This window comes from Streptomyces sp. NRRL F-5727 (genome assembly GCF_000719555.1).
In the GTDB taxonomy this organism is placed as follows: domain Bacteria; phylum Actinomycetota; class Actinomycetes; order Streptomycetales; family Streptomycetaceae; genus Streptomyces.
This window is the reverse complement of record NZ_JOGX01000029.1, coordinates 157,709-170,863: the sequence shown is the minus strand read 5'-3', so window position 1 is coordinate 170,863 and position 13,155 is coordinate 157,709. Positions and strand designations below refer to the sequence as shown.

The following is a 13,155-nucleotide window of genomic DNA, read 5'->3' as shown; positions in this document are numbered from 1 at the left end:
CTCGGCGGCCGCGGCCGCCTCTATGGGGTCCGGGCCGATGCGGTGGGTGCCGGTGAGCATCCAGCGGTGCAGTTTCAGTTCCGTGCCGTCGGCGCGTTGTGTGGTTCGGGTGTCCTCCTCGATGAGGACGTACCAGTCAGCGTTCATGCGCGGACCTTATGCGCTGAGGAAGGGGGTGAGATGTCTGCTGGATTGATGCGGCATGTAGTCTGCCGCGACTTCGGCGCATCCGCCCGGAACGGTCTTCGACGGCACGGAGGCGCGGCCGGCGAAAGTCGGCTGCCACCCTCCGCCCTCGGCCTAGGGTGCAGGCGCCTGAGCGCGACGCCGGCAAGGGCACCCCCACGCGGCGGAGCGTACTCGCTACCCTACGCACCGTGAGGAAGAAGCTGCGCGGAGCCCCCAGGGAGCGGCTCCGGTACGTCGGCCTCCACGAGCTCGGACACGTCCCGGGGCTGTGCCACGAGAGCGACGCGATCAGCTCACTGACGGGGAGGAACGCTCCGTCACCCGGCTACGAGATCAACTGGATCCCCGACGTCGACAAGGCCGACCACGAGAAGCTATGGGGCTGAGATGAACAAGCTCGTACGCGGGGCCGCCGCCGCGGTGGTCGTCGCCGTCGGCGCCGGCGCGTTCGCCCACCACCAGCGGAACGATCCCATCCGCGTGGAGTCGCTGTGCGAGGAGACCGGCTCGGACGCGGCCGAGGCAGCCCGGGCCCAGAACCTTGCCCTGGTCGCCGTCCTGGAGCGCGGCCGGTTCGTGGACAAGGGCAACGACACCGGCGTGCAGACCTTCAAGGCCCGCACGCTGGCCGTGTTCAAGGGAACGCTCCCCGCCGAAGCGGAGATCGGCCTCCCCGAGGGCGCAGCCACGCAGGTGCAGGGGGGCGGCCGCTACGAGGTGTCGGTGATGGGCCCGGAAGACGGCGTGTGGATCGCCCGCTTCACCCGCGGCGTGCCGGCGGCCACAGCCGCCGACGCGGTCGGCGCGCACTGGAAGAAGGAGATGGACCGGGGCTTCGTCGAGGTGCCCTGCACCGACACGATCACCGCGCCGTAGAACCAGGGGCGCCGCGACCCGTGGCTGCCGGTTCGCGAGGGGCGCCGTGTCGTCGGCTACGACGCGGCCACGCACCGCGTCCAGCAGTGTGCTGCAGGCCGCTCGTACGTACCGCACGTGCGGCCTGGTGGGCCGCATCCGGACGGTCGGCGTCGCACGAGGCCGAACTGCCCGCGGACCCGACCGGTGCCCGCCGCTCGCGACCGGACTCGACGACGCCGCGGGGGGAGCCACGTCGATGTTTGAAACCGAATTTATTGCGAATACGCGCAGGTAGCTATGGAGAACCACAGGGAATCGCCTCGGTTTCCCATGGTGGGTGGGCCGACGATAGGAGGTGTCCGTGAAATTCGGCAGACGGCGGAGGCTCCATCGGTGGACGCCCAAGGCGCTCATGTGCCGGGGCTTCGCGAGGTTCACCAAGTGGGGGATCCGCTTGATGGCGTGGGGAGTGGGCATGGCGTTGCGGCGGGGTCTGCGTGCCATGACGCCGAGGACTCTCCGCCGTTGGGCGTAGGGAGAAGCCGGAGGGTCAGGGATCGTGAGAGGACGGGTCATGACCAAGTGGGAGAAGACGAAGGCGCAGATGGAGGTGGCAGGGGGGAAGGCCATCAGGAAGTCCGCGCACGCGGTGGGCAAGGAGAAGCTGGCGGCCAAGGGCGGAGCCCTCGAAGCGAGGGGAAAGGCCCGGCACCTGAAAGAGCAGGCGAAGGACAAACTCACCTGACCTGCGGAACGAGCCGGAGTCCGCACAACCCATGCGGCGGACACGCCGCATCGAACGACATTCCACGACACGGGACAAGAAGGAATCATGGGCATACTTGCTTGGATTCTCCTCGGGCTCCTCGCGGGCATCATCGCCAAGATGCTGATGCCCGGGAAAGACCCGGGCGGGATCATCATCACCACGCTCATAGGCATAGCGGGCGGCCTGCTCGGCGGGTGGCTCGGCAAGGTCATCTTCGACGTCGACTCCGTTGACGGGTTCTTCGAACTGTCCACCTGGATAGCCGCCATCGTCGGGTCGGTCATCCTCCTCGCGGTCTACCGCCTCTTCGCACGGCGCAAGTGACGGGCGGAACACGCCCCGCCCTCGCGTCCGGCCCAGCGGGTCGCTCCGACGGCTCCCCTGCAGGGGAGCCGTCGGAGCGACAGGTTCAGGGCGGCGCAGGCCCGGTTCAGGGCGCGGGGGGAAGCAGGTGTCCGAGCGGTCCGAGGTCGATGTCCAGGTCTTCGAGGCGGTAGCCGTGCTCGGCACACAGCTCGCTCATACGATCGTGCAGGGCGAGGAGGGTGGCTCCGAGCTCCTCTTCCTGCGCGTCGGTGAGATCGCCCGAGTCGACGCGCCGCAGGGCCTGGCGTTCGATGAGCTGGCGCAGGAGCTCGACCACGGTGAGGACGAGCTTGAGCAGGTCCTCTCCGACGGTCTCGTGGTCGGTGCGCATGCGGTGGGCGGGAAGGTGAGGGGCGCCGGGAGCCTCCGGTGGGGCCTGGAGCAGCCGGAATGCCTGCGTGAGGGAGTCGCCGAGGGCGTCCAGGTCGGGACGCCGCGGAGGTGGACCCAGATCGCCGTTCACGGCTGATCCCCCGAGACGAAGGGGGCGTCGTCGGCCGTGACGGAGGTGATGAGGGCGCGCAGGGAGATGCGTACGAGATCGATGTCGGCGATGGTCAGGACGATGTCTCCCGTGATGACGACGCCGCCGGCGAGGAGCCGGTCGAGGAGGTCCACGAGGGCGACCTGCCGACCAGGCAGGGCTTCGCTGCGTTCCGTGGGAGTCATGGTCTGGTGCCGGGGAAGTCGGTCTCCGCGGACCGGTCGGAGGGCGTGGCGAAGGAGTAGGGAGCCCAGGGGCCGGTGACCTCGATGCGGATGCCGGGCAGGTCCCGGCCGACCTGCTGGAGGGCGGCGCGGAAGCCGTCGGCCTGGTCGTCGGGGACGAGATAGGAGTCGTTGAGGACGTTCTCGCCGTTCTCGCGGCGGGTGAGCGGTCCGGTCTGCGGAGGGTGGCGGACGCTCTGGGTCGCGAACCGGGCGGCCCTGGCGGCGATACGGTCCGCCGCCTGTCCGGCTTGCAGGTAGCGCTCCTCCCGGGCGTGGCGTTGGGCCCGCCGGGCGTGCAGATATGCCTTACCGGGGCTCGGGCTCGCGCTCGGGCTGGGGCTGGGGCTCGGGCTCGCGCTCGGCGGAGCAGCGGCCGGCGAGGCGGGCTCGCCATGGCCTTCGTCAGGGGAGCCGGATGACCCGACCTCTTCCGGGACGACGTACACCTTGACTCCGTACTCGGCCTGGTGGAGGAGCGTCGCGAGCTGGGCCGCGAAGGCGTCCTGTTCCGCGAGCAGGGCTTCCAGGGCACGGTCGCTGTCCTGGTACAGGGTCGCGAGCCGCAGCGGCAGGACGCTGGTGTGTTCCATGAGGACCTGAATGACGTGGTGGTGGGCTCGGGCGGTGTCCTCGAGCCAGGAGAGGTCCTCGAAGCGGAGCCTGAGGGCGTCCTCCGCCCACTGGTCGGCGGGGACCCGGCTGACGACGAACGCGGGGCCGGACGGGGTGGTGCCGGGGGAGAGGAGGGTGACCGGCGCATCGCCCACGCCACGCAGGTGGGCCAGCGGGCCGTCGAGCCGCGGTGTGAGGGCGGCCACGGCGTAGACGTAGGTGAGGCTCGGCTCGCCGGTCATGGTGCGGGCCTTTCCCGCCCGGCGTCGCCGCGGCGCCTGGCGTCGTGCCGCTCGGAGCCCTCCTCCACGTGGGGTGGGGCTTCGAGGCGGTCGCGGCGCAAGGCGTCCAGCTCGGCGCGCAGACGGCGGTTCTCCTCCGCCAGCGGGTCGCCGCTGTGGCGGGAGGACAGCGAGGGGTCGTGCTCCCACCAGTCGATGCCCATCTCCTTTGCCTTGTCCACGGACGCGATCAGAATGCGCAGTTTGATCGTCAGAAGCTCGATGTCGAGAAGGTTGATGCGGATGTCGCCGGCGATCACGATGCCCTTGTCCAGGACGCGTTCGAGGATGTCCGCCAGGCTGGCCGACGAGGACGGCGGGTACGACGCCGGTGCCGCCCGGGACGGCAACGGGGCGATCCGGTGGTCGAGCGGGTCAGTCACGGTTCCCGGCCTCCTCGGTCACGTCCGGCCTTGCCGGAAGGATGCGATCTCGTCGAGTCGGTCGAGGAGTTCGTCCTCCTGGCGGTCGAAGTCGGCCTGGTCGATCTCCCCGCTTCGCAGCCGGGCTTCGAGCTCCGCCAGGGCCGCGTAGACGGGGGCGGGGTCGTAGTACTCCTCCTCGGCCTGGTCCAGGACCCGCTGCGCCGCCCACGTCACCAGTCGCATGGGGAGCAGCGGCGCGGTCAGCAGCTTGGTCAGCATCCCCATCTCTCCTCTCCTCCTCGTCGCCGCCCGGGCCGAGCCCCGCCGGCCAGAGGCCGGCTACACGAAGCTGTAGGGGGGCAGCGGCCCGCTGAAGCGGAATTCGAGGTCCTCGGCCTGCTCGGCGAGGCGGTCCTCCGCCTGCAGGAAGTCGTGCTTGTGGTCGTCTCGGACCAGGAGGGAGAGGTTGAGGACGTCACCGTCGGCCGGTGTGCGGGCACTGTGGTCCTCCGCGTAGGAGGCCAGCGTCCGGATCAGCCCGGCGGCCAGGGCTTCCTGCCTCTCCCGCACCTCGCCGGCGACGATCTCCCCCAACTCCAGCGGCAGCCGTGGGTCGGGGTCGCCGGAACGGATCCGGTCGTTGAGCGCCCGGGCCCGGTCCGAGTCCCGGAGGATCTCCCGCAGGAGGGCATCCTGGTCCTGGGAGGCCCGCACGTGGTACTCGGCACAGCCCCGCAGCCGCGCCAGGGCCGCCAGGTAGTCGTCGGCGCGCTCCTGGAGCACGTCGGCGACCGCCTGGTCGTCCGGGGCGGTGTAGCCGAACTGCAGCGGAAGGACCGGCCCGTCGGCCATGAGTCGTTCCTGCACCGCCTGGTGGGCGGCCAGGTCGCGGCGCTTGGGCCGTATCTCCTCCTCGATGTCCGAGACGACCGCGCGCAGCCGGCCCATGGTGATGGTGGACACCGGAGCGGGCTCGGCCCCGACGCCGGCCAGCCCGTCCAGGCGGCACGGATGCGTGGCAGCCGTGATGGCGTACACGTAGCGGGGCATCGTCTACTCCCTCTCTCGCCGCGTGGGGCGCCGTGCGGGACGCCGACGGCGGGGGGCCTCTTCCTCTTCCGGCTCTTCCTCCGGCTCCTCCTCCGGCTCCTCCTCCGGCTCCTCCTCCTCGTCGGACCTGCCGGTGAGGGACTGCGTCACGGCGTCCACCACGCCGCCGATGGCACCCTTGGACTTGCCGCGGGCCCCGCTCTCCACCGCGTCGCCGACCACATCGGTCAACTGGGCGGGGGCCTTGCGCCCGGATTCGAGATCAAGGCGGTTGCACGCTTCGGCGAAGCGCAGATACGTGTCGACACTGGCGACGACGATCCGCGCGTCGATCTTCAGGATCTCGATGCCGACGAGAGAGACCCGTACGAACACGTCGATCACGAGACCGCGGTCGAGGATCAACTCCAGGACGTCGTAGAGACTCGTGCCTCCGCCGGCACTTCTGGTGACGTTGCTTCCGCCCTGCGGCACCACGGTCATGGCCGCTTCCCTTCATGGGGTCGAACCGGTCAGGTCGGCCGGTCGATCATGCTCCTGCTGTAGCGCCGGGTTCGCTCGTATGAGATCAACTCACCCTCCTCGCCGAGGACGACCTTGTAGCTCGCCAGGATGCTGGTGCTGTCAGGGATCCGCTCCAGTTCGAGTACCTCGACCTGGGCCTCCCAGCCGCCCTCGCTCGGCCGGAGGGAGGAAACCGACTCCGGTACCCGGCCCAGCAGCGCCGACAGCTGCTCCACCGCCGCGCGCACCGCCTGTGCCGTGCCCGTCACCCCGCGATGCGCCGACCGAGCCTTCTCCCGGTCTGCCGGAGGACGCCGGCTGCGTGCCGGTTTCTCTGCGGCCATGGGCCTGCTCCCCTCGCGGACTGATCCGTGCGCCTGCCCCGCGAGATCTACAGCAAACGCCCCAATTCACACAATACTTTGACTTTTCGGGCACATCATGCATATCCGGCACAGAGCGGAGCAGTCCCGTAGTGACGTGCAAGCGCTGTATGGCTGCCGCTGGCCATCGGCGAGCCCACCGGGTGAAAGGAAGGGCTCATGGAGGACACGACCAAGCTGGCCCTGGCGGCCGCCCTGGCCGGGGGCTACGTGCTGGGGCGGACGAAGAAGGGGCGCCTCGCTTTCAGCCTGATCACCTACGCCGCAGGCCGCCGTCTCGGTCTCGATCCCAAGGAGATCGCGACGCAGGGCCTGAAGAAGCTGAGTGAGATGCCGCAGGTGGCCGAGCTCGGCGAGCAGATCAGGGGCGAGGCGCTCGATGCGGGGCGCAAGGCCCTCGTGGCCACTGCGAACCGCCGCATGGGCGACCTCGCGGACTCGCTGCGCGAGCGCACTCTCACACTGGGACGGAGCGACGAGGACGAGGCCGAGGAGTACGAGGACGAGGACGAGTACGAGGAAGGCGGCTACGAGGAGGAGCCCGAGGAGGAGCCCGAGGAGGAGCCCGAGGAAGAGCCCGAGGAAGAGCCCGAGGAGGACGAGGAGCTCGGTCCAGAAGAGCCCGCGGCGGAGGAAGGCCCGGAGGAAGAGGAAGAGGCGGAGGAAGAGGAGGAAGAGCCGCCCTCTCGCCGTCGTCCTGCCCGCCGGTCCGCCCCGGCCGCGTCGTCCAAGGCCGGCCAGCGCCGCTCCGCGACCCGCAAGGCTGCCCCGGCCAAGAAGGCGCCCCCAGCCAAGAAGACCTCGGGCGCAGCGAAGAGCTCCCCGTCAAGGAAGGCGGCCGCCGGGTCGACGGGCACGCGCACAGCGAGCTCCACGAAGCGCCGCACCTCGGCCAAGGAGACCGCCCCCGCGAAGAAGACGGCTTCGAAGCCGGCCGCGAAGAAGCCGGCCGCGAAGAAAGCGGCGGCGACGAAGACGGCCGCGAGGAAGCCGGCCGCGAAGAAGCCGGCCGCGAAGAAGACGACGTCGGCAGCAGGACGCACCCCCGCCTCCAAGCGGGCGGCGAAGAAGACCACCGCGACCAAGACGGCCCGCGGCAAGTCGACCACGGGGAGGTAGACCATGGCCACCCAACGTGCGCGCGACGGTGCCCGCTCCGGGTTCGACCAGCTGATGGACGAAGCATCGGCGTATCTTGCGGCGCAGGCGGACCGCGTCGCCGACAAGGCAGTGGACAAGCTGGGCGAAGTGACCGACGGACTCCACGACGTCGCCGAGAACGGCGGCAGCCTCGGGGACCTCGGCGGGCGCCTGCTCAAGGGAGACTCTCCCGTGAAAGCCGTGCTCGGCAACGCGGTCAGCGGGCTCAAGGACAAGGTGACGCAGTCCGGGCTGCTCGGCGGCGGCAAGAAGGGCGGCCGCAAGTCCAGCGCCAAGGCCATCAACATCATCGAGGCCATCGACGTGGGCGTCCCGCTGCGCAACGCCTACGACCACTGGACCCAGTACGAGAACTTCAGCAGCTTCGCCAAGGGGGTCCGGCACGTCTCGCAGGGCGATGACACGACCAGCGACTGGAAGGTCAAGGTCGGCCCGTCCACCCGCAGCTGGAAAGCCACCGTCCAGGAACAGATACCGGACGAGAGAATCGTCTGGACGTCGGACGGGCCCAAGGGGTCCACACGCGGATGCGTCAGCTTCCACGAACTCGCCCCCTCCCTGACCCGCATCCTCCTGGTCGTCGAGTACTACCCGGCCGGGCTCTTCGAGAAGACCGGCAACCTGTGGCGCGCCCAGGGCCGGCGGATGCGCCTGGACCTGAAGAACTTCGACCGCTTCGTCACGCTCACCGACGAGGAGCCGGAGGGCTGGCGCGGCGAGATCGCGGACGGCGAGGTCGTCGTCACCCACGAGGAGGCTCTCGACCAGGAGGCGTCCGAAGACGGCGAGGAGCCGTCCGAGGACGGCTGGGAAGAGGAGGGCGAAGAGCCCGAGGACGAGTACTCCGACGAGGAGGACGGAGAAGGCGAGGACGGAGAGGGCGAGGAGGACGAGGAGGACGAGTACGAGGAGGACGCCTACGACGAAGAGGAGCCCGCTCCGGCGGGGCGACGCCGAGGCTGAGCCGACGGACCGTCGTCCCCGTGGCCGCGCTCATCTGCGCGGCCACAGGCATGCGTGGAGAGGCCGGCGAACCGAGCCGCCGGCCTTCTCACCCGCCGTCGATCAGTGCTTGAGGGTGTCCTTCGCCTTCTGCGCGGTCTGCTTCGCATCCCCTGCGATCTGCTCTGCGCGGCCCTTCGCCTCAAGACTCTCGTTGCCGACGGCCTTGCCGGTGGCCTCCTTCGCCTTGCCCTTGACGGTCTTACCCATGTTCTTGGCCTTTTTTCCCGTGGCCATCCCAGTCACCTCCAGGAGGATCTATCGATGCGCTACCCGCAGATAAAGGAAAAACACATGGAAAACGCCTTACGTGCATCCTTCCGCCGCTCCGGTGTCGCCGCGTCCGGCTCGGCCACACCGGCGGTCTGCCCACGCTGAGGGGTGTCGGGGCCTCGAGCAATGACGACCTCGCGGATGGCCTGGCGGCATGACGGAATCGGCCGCTGTCCAGCACTCTTCGCCGGCGTGGGACCAGGTGGCGCACTGCGGAGAGCTTCATCCACGGACGGACATACGCTGTTGCGGTTCCGACCGTCCGTCTCAGCAGGCAGCCGCCTCACGCACAGGGTTCCGGGTCGGCGCGCGGGCGCCCGCGGTGGTTGCCGTTCAGCAGGTCTGCCGGTAGGGGATCCTCGGCGCGTAGGTCTTCCAGTCCGCCGGGGAGAGCCCGGTGCCCAGGCGGGCGCAGAGTGATGCGGCGGTGCGGTCGGGATCGATGTCGTACGCCTGGACGAGTACGTGCGCGCCCGCCGCCCGGAGGGTGGTCCCGTTCGGGGCGAAGGCGAGGGCGCGGAGGGTGTCGCCGGGCGTCGGCAGCGGGGCGCCGAGGAGGTGGTGGGACGTCGTGTCCCACAGCTGCAGCGTGCCGGAGTTCCCCGCGACGGCGAGGACCGTGGCGTCGGGCGAGAAGGCGAGCGCCGAGACGGCCTCGTCCTCGACGTGGCGGGCTCCCGTGTGGGTCCCGGCGAGTGAGCCGAGGCGTGTGCGCAGGTTGCCGTCCCAGATGGTGACGCGGCCCAGCAGGTCGCCCGCCGCCAGACGGGTGCCGTCCGGGCTGAAGGCGAGGGCGGTGGTGTCGTCACTGCCCAGCACGCGCTGCCGGACCCGGCCGGAGGGCAGATCGGCGACCGAGTCCGCCCAGGAGACGGCCGTGCCGCCGTCGGGGCGCAGGACGAGTTCCTCCCCGCTGAAGCCGGCCAGTGTGCGCAGGCGCTTGCGGGCCGGGACGTCCCACAGTTCGAGTACGTCGCGTTCACCCGCGCGGGAGACGGCGAGCGTCCGGCCGTCGGCGCCGAGGGCGATCCCGGAGATGCCGAGGGGCAGCTCGTCCTCGGCCCGGGGCGTAGCGCCTTCGTCGAGGTTCAGCCTGGCGAGCACCCGGCGCGCGTGTACGTCCCACACGGTGATGATCGGGGGTTCGGCGGTGTCGGGGTCGATGTCCTGCAGGGCGCGGCCGTAGGCGAGGTATCCGCCGTCGGGGCTGAACGCCAGGCGGTCGGAACAGCTGCTCTCGGGCGGCGCCGTGCCGGCGGCCGGCGCAGGGCCGGCTTCCTCCGGTTCCCCGCCGGCCGCGGTGCCCTCCGGGCCCGCGGTGCCCTTCGCGCCCGGGGCGGTCCCACCGTCCGGGGCGGCCCCAGCGTCCGTCGGCCCCTCCGCAGCCGCTGGCCCTTCCGCAGCCCCCGGCCCTTCCGCGTCCGCCGGTCCTTCCGCAGCCGCCGGCCCTTCCGCGGCCGCCGTCCATTCACCGCTCGCCGCCCACTCACCGCTCGCCGTGCCCTCCCCGGCTGCCGTGCCGTCGCCGTCCGCGTCCGCGGGGGAGTCCTCCGACGGCTTGTCCGCGGGGAGCGGTGGGCAGGGGACGCCCGGAAGCTCGTCGAGGAGCCGGCCGCGGTCGTCCAGCAGCCGGTATCCGGCCCGGTCACCGGCGCCGCCCACGGTGGCCAGCAGCCGGCCGTCCGGGCTCCACTCGGCCTCGCCGGTCGCCCGGTCGCGCCAGCCGCCGGTCACGGCGCGGCCCAGGGCCAGCGACCGGACGATCGCTCCGCTGCTGGAGGCGTACCGTATGGCGCCCCCGGCGACGTCCAGGCGCAGGGCGTGGGGGGTCTCGTTGACGAGCGTGTAGCGGAACACCGGGGCTGCGGGGGCCGCGACGCGCCACAGCAGGATCTCGTTGGCGAGGGTGGCCGCCACGGCGAACCGGCCGTCGGAACTGAACCCGAAGTGCTGGACCCCGGGGGCCGCCAGCCGGAACGCGGTACGGCCGCTGCGCAGGTCCCAGGCGCGGATGCCGCTGCCGGTGACCAGCGCGATGCCGCGGCTGTCGGCGGTGAACGTGAAGCCGCCCTCGAAGCAGTGGTCCTTGCCCGCGCCGGGCAGCCACGGCAGTGCCGGCTTCCCGCCGGGGCCGCGCCCGAGGCTGCGGATCTCCAGCGGCCGCTCGTCCGTGCACAGGGCCAGCCAGCGGCCGTCGGGGCTGATGACGCTGTCCTGGACGGTTTCCCTGGCCCCCAGGGGGAAGGCCAGCAGTTGACGTCGCCGCGCGACGTCCCAGACCTGTACGTCGGCCGGGTCGTCGAACCGCTCCCCCCAGCTCTGCACCAGCAGGGTCCGCCCGTCAGGGCCGAACTTCGCACTCATGGCCGACGGGACGGGGAGACGGCCCGCCCCACGACCGGTGCGCACGTCCAGGAGTCGTACGCCGTCCTCCTCCAGCAGCGCCAGCGTGCGCCCGTCCGGGCTGAGCGCCGTCCAGGGCGCGCTGTCCTGCTCGCCTGGGCGCGCCTCGGCTCGGGTGGGGGAGTGGGCGTGCGTGTGAGTGCGACGGTGCGTGCGTACGTCCCAGGTGTCCACGCGGTCCGGTCCGACGGACACCAGCGAGCGGCCGTCGGCCGTCAGATAGCGGTCGGCGGCACCGGGAGCGGCGTCCGGAAGGGTGAAGACGTCCTGCTCCTTCTGCCCGAGGACGCCCAGCAGGGCGGACCGGGTCTGAGGGGTGGGTGCGAGGCGCCAGGCGGCGACGCTCAGGCGCATCGCCTTGAGCGGGTCGGTCAGGCGCAGTCCCTCGGCGACGGCGGCCAGACGCCCGGCCTCCGCCTCGACCCGCCTGCGGTCGCTCGTACGGCTCTCCTGCCACGCGACACCGACGGCGAGCAGGGCCAGCACCAGCAGGCAGGACAGCGCTCCGGTCAGGGCGCGTCGGCGCCGGCGCTCCCGGGTGCGGCCGGCGAGGGAGGCGGTCAGGAAGGCGTCCTCGACCGCGGTGAGCGCCGCGGGCCGCCCCGGCCCGGTGCGGAAGTGCTCCTCGGCGGCGACCAGACGGGCGCCCCGGTACAGGGCGCCGTTCTCGCGGCCGAGGTCGTCCCAGGCGCGAGCGGCCTCCGTCAGCCGGCGGTGGGCGCGCAGGCGTTCGCGGTCCTCCTCGATCCAGGCACCGAGCCGGGGCCAGGCGGTGATCAGTGCCTCGTGGGCCAGGCTGACCGTGTCGTCGTCGAGCGTGACCAGCCGGGCGCCGGCCAGCCGGTCCAGCACATGGGCGACGTCCCCGGGGGCCGCGATGTCGAGCTCGGCGCGGGGTGCGGGACGGCGGGTGTCCTGGGAGCCCTCGCCCGGTGCGATCAGCCGCAGCATCAGCAGCCTGGCGAGGTCGGCCTGCGCGGGCGAGAAGCGGGAGTGGACGTCCTCGGCGCTCTGCGCGATGGCGCCTTCCAGCCCGCCCGCGGCGTGGTACGCCTCCTCCGTGAGCGCCCGGCCGCGGCGCCGCCGCCAGGTCTCGCGCAGGACGTGCGACAGCAGCGGCAGGCCGCCGGGGCGGCCCTGCACCTCCCGCACGAGCCGGGCGGTGAGGGAGCGTTCGACGATCAACCCGGCCGCCTGGGCCGGCCTGACGACGACCTCACGGAGCTCCGCCTGGCTCATGGGGCCCACGAGCACGCTCGTCTCGCGCAGCGCCCCGGCCAGGCCGCGGTGCTCGGCGCAGCGGGCGTAGAAGTCCGCCCGTACCGCGATGACGACCCGCAGGCGGCTGTCCGGACGGCGGGCGGCCAGCAGCAGGTCGATGAACGCGGCACGTTCGGCCTGGTCACGGCAGAGCGTGTACACCTCCTCGAACTGGTCCACCACGACGAGCGTGTCCCCGGCCGCGCCGTCGCCGTCGCGGGCGCGCAGCGCCGCGGCATGCGTGGCCAGCGGATGCTCGCCCGGGGTCAGGACGCGGATGGCCGCGAGGCGGACCGGCACGGCGGCGGTGACCTCGCCTGCGTGGCCGTCGCGCCGCAGCGCGGGGATGAGCCCCGCCCGCAGCAGGGAGGACTTGCCGCTGCCGGAGGGCCCGAACACGGCGGTGAAGCGGTGCTCGGCGACCGACTGCCGCAGCACGGCGGTCAGTTCGTCCCGTCCGAAGAACCTGTCGTGGTCGGCGGGTTCGAACCGGGCGAGCCCCTGGTACGGCGGAGCCTCTGAGGCGTCCTCCTCCCGGACCCTCGCGGCCAGCACCTCCGCCTCCGTCTCACGCCAGCGCCGCTCCCACGCGTGTGGATCGCCCCCGCAGGCCGCGACATAGGCGAGGGTGACCGCCAGCGAGGGCAGCTGCTCGCCGGCCGCCGCCTGCGAGAGGGACGTCACGGAATAGTGCGCGCGCCGGGCCATCTCGCGGTAGGTGAGGCCGTCGGCCTCCTGACGCAGCTTGCGCAGCTCGTACGCGAACCGCTGGACCGGTCCCGCGTTCGGATCGACCGGTGTCTCGCGACGCCCCATGGTGTGTCCCCCCGTCCCCCCGTGCGCGAGGAGGTCTGCGCACGACGGGCCAGGCTAAGGAGCCCGCCAGGGGTGCGGCAAGCGCCCATCCGGTCGCCGACCGGCGGTTTCTTCTTTGTTCGGTCCGGCGAAGGGGGCCTGCTGAACAACCG

At 71.8% G+C, this 13,155-nt stretch carries 16 protein-coding genes; 6 read left to right on the top strand and 10 right to left on the bottom strand.

The window, feature by feature from the left end; all coding sequences use genetic code 11:
- Window positions 1–377 precede the first annotated feature (377 nt).
- From IF73_RS0120955 to IF73_RS0120940, 4 genes are all read left to right on the top strand, one after another.
- Window positions 378–575 carry a hypothetical protein gene (locus IF73_RS0120955; protein WP_031010301.1) on the top strand — a complete coding sequence of 66 codons (198 nt, stop codon included), beginning with the start codon at window positions 378–380 and terminating at the stop codon, window positions 573–575.
- Between the two features lies 1 nt (window position 576).
- Window positions 577–1,065 carry a hypothetical protein gene (locus tag IF73_RS0120950; protein WP_031010300.1) on the top strand — a complete coding sequence of 163 codons (489 nt, stop codon included), beginning with the start codon at window positions 577–579 and terminating at the stop codon, window positions 1,063–1,065.
- A gap of 556 nt (window positions 1,066–1,621) precedes the next feature.
- Window positions 1,622–1,792, top strand: coding sequence for a hypothetical protein (locus IF73_RS41490; RefSeq protein ID WP_199806680.1), 171 nt, complete (start codon window positions 1,622–1,624; stop codon window positions 1,790–1,792).
- Between the two features lie 87 nt (window positions 1,793–1,879).
- Complete coding sequence (locus IF73_RS0120940) at window positions 1,880–2,140, top strand: GlsB/YeaQ/YmgE family stress response membrane protein (protein ID WP_031010298.1); 261 nt, start codon at window positions 1,880–1,882, stop codon at window positions 2,138–2,140.
- 106 nt (window positions 2,141–2,246) lie between these two features.
- Here the strand turns inward: IF73_RS0120940 and IF73_RS0120935 are convergent, their stop codons facing one another.
- From IF73_RS0120935 to IF73_RS0120900, 8 genes are read right to left on the bottom strand one after another with little or no spacing between them, the layout of a single operon-like run.
- Complete coding sequence (locus IF73_RS0120935; protein WP_031010296.1) at window positions 2,247–2,645, bottom strand: gas vesicle protein K; 399 nt, start codon at window positions 2,643–2,645, stop codon at window positions 2,247–2,249.
- Window positions 2,642–2,851 carry a gas vesicle protein gene (locus IF73_RS0120930; protein WP_031010295.1) on the bottom strand — a complete coding sequence of 70 codons (210 nt, stop codon included), beginning with the start codon at window positions 2,849–2,851 and terminating at the stop codon, window positions 2,642–2,644. Before IF73_RS0120930 ends, IF73_RS0120935 begins: the two co-directional genes overlap by 4 nt.
- Entirely contained in the window at window positions 2,848–3,747 is a 900-nt protein-coding gene (locus IF73_RS0120925; RefSeq protein WP_051717087.1) for a GvpL/GvpF family gas vesicle protein, read from the bottom strand. The genes IF73_RS0120930 and IF73_RS0120925 overlap by 4 nt, the downstream gene beginning before the upstream one ends.
- Window positions 3,744–4,169: a gas vesicle protein gene (locus IF73_RS0120920; RefSeq protein WP_031010290.1), complete on the bottom strand. Its 426-nt coding sequence runs from the start codon at window positions 4,167–4,169 to the stop codon at window positions 3,744–3,746. Before IF73_RS0120920 ends, IF73_RS0120925 begins: the two co-directional genes overlap by 4 nt.
- A gap of 18 nt (window positions 4,170–4,187) precedes the next feature.
- Complete coding sequence (locus IF73_RS0120915) at window positions 4,188–4,436, bottom strand: gas vesicle protein GvpG (protein ID WP_031010288.1); 249 nt, start codon at window positions 4,434–4,436, stop codon at window positions 4,188–4,190.
- Between the two features lie 54 nt (window positions 4,437–4,490).
- Window positions 4,491–5,201, bottom strand: coding sequence for a GvpL/GvpF family gas vesicle protein (locus tag IF73_RS0120910; RefSeq protein WP_031010286.1), 711 nt, complete (start codon window positions 5,199–5,201; stop codon window positions 4,491–4,493).
- Window positions 5,202–5,204: 3 nt separating this feature from the next.
- Window positions 5,205–5,684, bottom strand: coding sequence for a gas vesicle protein GvpJ (gene gvpJ, locus IF73_RS0120905; protein ID WP_031010284.1), 480 nt, complete (start codon window positions 5,682–5,684; stop codon window positions 5,205–5,207).
- Between the two features lie 29 nt (window positions 5,685–5,713).
- Window positions 5,714–6,049: a gas vesicle protein gene (locus tag IF73_RS0120900; protein ID WP_031010282.1), complete on the bottom strand. Its 336-nt coding sequence runs from the start codon at window positions 6,047–6,049 to the stop codon at window positions 5,714–5,716.
- 198 nt (window positions 6,050–6,247) lie between these two features.
- Between IF73_RS0120900 and IF73_RS41095 the strand changes: the two genes are divergently transcribed.
- Both IF73_RS41095 and IF73_RS0120890 read left to right on the top strand, forming a co-directional pair.
- A complete protein-coding gene (locus IF73_RS41095) occupies window positions 6,248–7,207 on the top strand; it encodes a hypothetical protein (RefSeq protein ID WP_031010279.1) in 960 nt (319 codons plus the stop codon).
- A 3-nt stretch (window positions 7,208–7,210) separates the two neighbouring features.
- Window positions 7,211–8,212 (top strand): SRPBCC family protein, encoded by a 1,002-nt coding sequence (locus tag IF73_RS0120890; RefSeq protein WP_031010276.1) that lies wholly within the window; start codon window positions 7,211–7,213, stop codon window positions 8,210–8,212.
- 102 nt (window positions 8,213–8,314) lie between these two features.
- Here IF73_RS0120890 and IF73_RS0120885 read toward each other — a convergent pair whose 3' ends face one another.
- The gene (locus IF73_RS0120885; protein WP_031010274.1) at window positions 8,315–8,488 is read right to left on the bottom strand and encodes a CsbD family protein; all 174 of its coding nucleotides are present in this window, start codon (window positions 8,486–8,488) and stop codon (window positions 8,315–8,317) included.
- Between the two features lie 369 nt (window positions 8,489–8,857).
- The gene (locus IF73_RS0120880) at window positions 8,858–13,003 is read right to left on the bottom strand and encodes a hypothetical protein (protein ID WP_031010272.1); all 4,146 of its coding nucleotides are present in this window, start codon (window positions 13,001–13,003) and stop codon (window positions 8,858–8,860) included.
- Window positions 13,004–13,155 lie beyond the last annotated feature (152 nt).

Excerpts from the sequence above, each read along its gene's own strand:
- IF73_RS0120950 (WP_031010300.1), top strand. The coding sequence starts at position 577 with ATGAACAAGCTCGTACGCGGGGCCGCCGCCGCGGTGGTCGTCGCCGTC.
- IF73_RS41490 (WP_199806680.1), top strand. The coding sequence starts at position 1,622 with ATGACCAAGTGGGAGAAGACGAAGGCGCAGATGGAGGTGGCAGGGGGG.
- IF73_RS0120940 (WP_031010298.1), top strand. The coding sequence starts at position 1,880 with ATGGGCATACTTGCTTGGATTCTCCTCGGGCTCCTCGCGGGCATCATC.
- IF73_RS0120930 (WP_031010295.1), bottom strand. The coding sequence starts at position 2,851 with ATGACTCCCACGGAACGCAGCGAAGCCCTGCCTGGTCGGCAGGTCGCC.
- IF73_RS0120925 (WP_051717087.1), bottom strand. The coding sequence starts at position 3,747 with ATGACCGGCGAGCCGAGCCTCACCTACGTCTACGCCGTGGCCGCCCTC.
- IF73_RS0120915 (WP_031010288.1), bottom strand. The coding sequence starts at position 4,436 with ATGGGGATGCTGACCAAGCTGCTGACCGCGCCGCTGCTCCCCATGCGA.
- IF73_RS0120910 (WP_031010286.1), bottom strand. The coding sequence starts at position 5,201 with ATGCCCCGCTACGTGTACGCCATCACGGCTGCCACGCATCCGTGCCGC.
- gvpJ (WP_031010284.1), bottom strand. The coding sequence starts at position 5,684 with ATGACCGTGGTGCCGCAGGGCGGAAGCAACGTCACCAGAAGTGCCGGC.
- IF73_RS0120900 (WP_031010282.1), bottom strand. The coding sequence starts at position 6,049 with ATGGCCGCAGAGAAACCGGCACGCAGCCGGCGTCCTCCGGCAGACCGG.
- IF73_RS41095 (WP_031010279.1), top strand. The coding sequence starts at position 6,248 with ATGGAGGACACGACCAAGCTGGCCCTGGCGGCCGCCCTGGCCGGGGGC.
- IF73_RS0120890 (WP_031010276.1), top strand. The coding sequence starts at position 7,211 with ATGGCCACCCAACGTGCGCGCGACGGTGCCCGCTCCGGGTTCGACCAG.
- IF73_RS0120885 (WP_031010274.1), bottom strand. The coding sequence starts at position 8,488 with ATGGCCACGGGAAAAAAGGCCAAGAACATGGGTAAGACCGTCAAGGGC.
- IF73_RS0120880 (WP_031010272.1), bottom strand. The coding sequence starts at position 13,003 with ATGGGGCGTCGCGAGACACCGGTCGATCCGAACGCGGGACCGGTCCAG.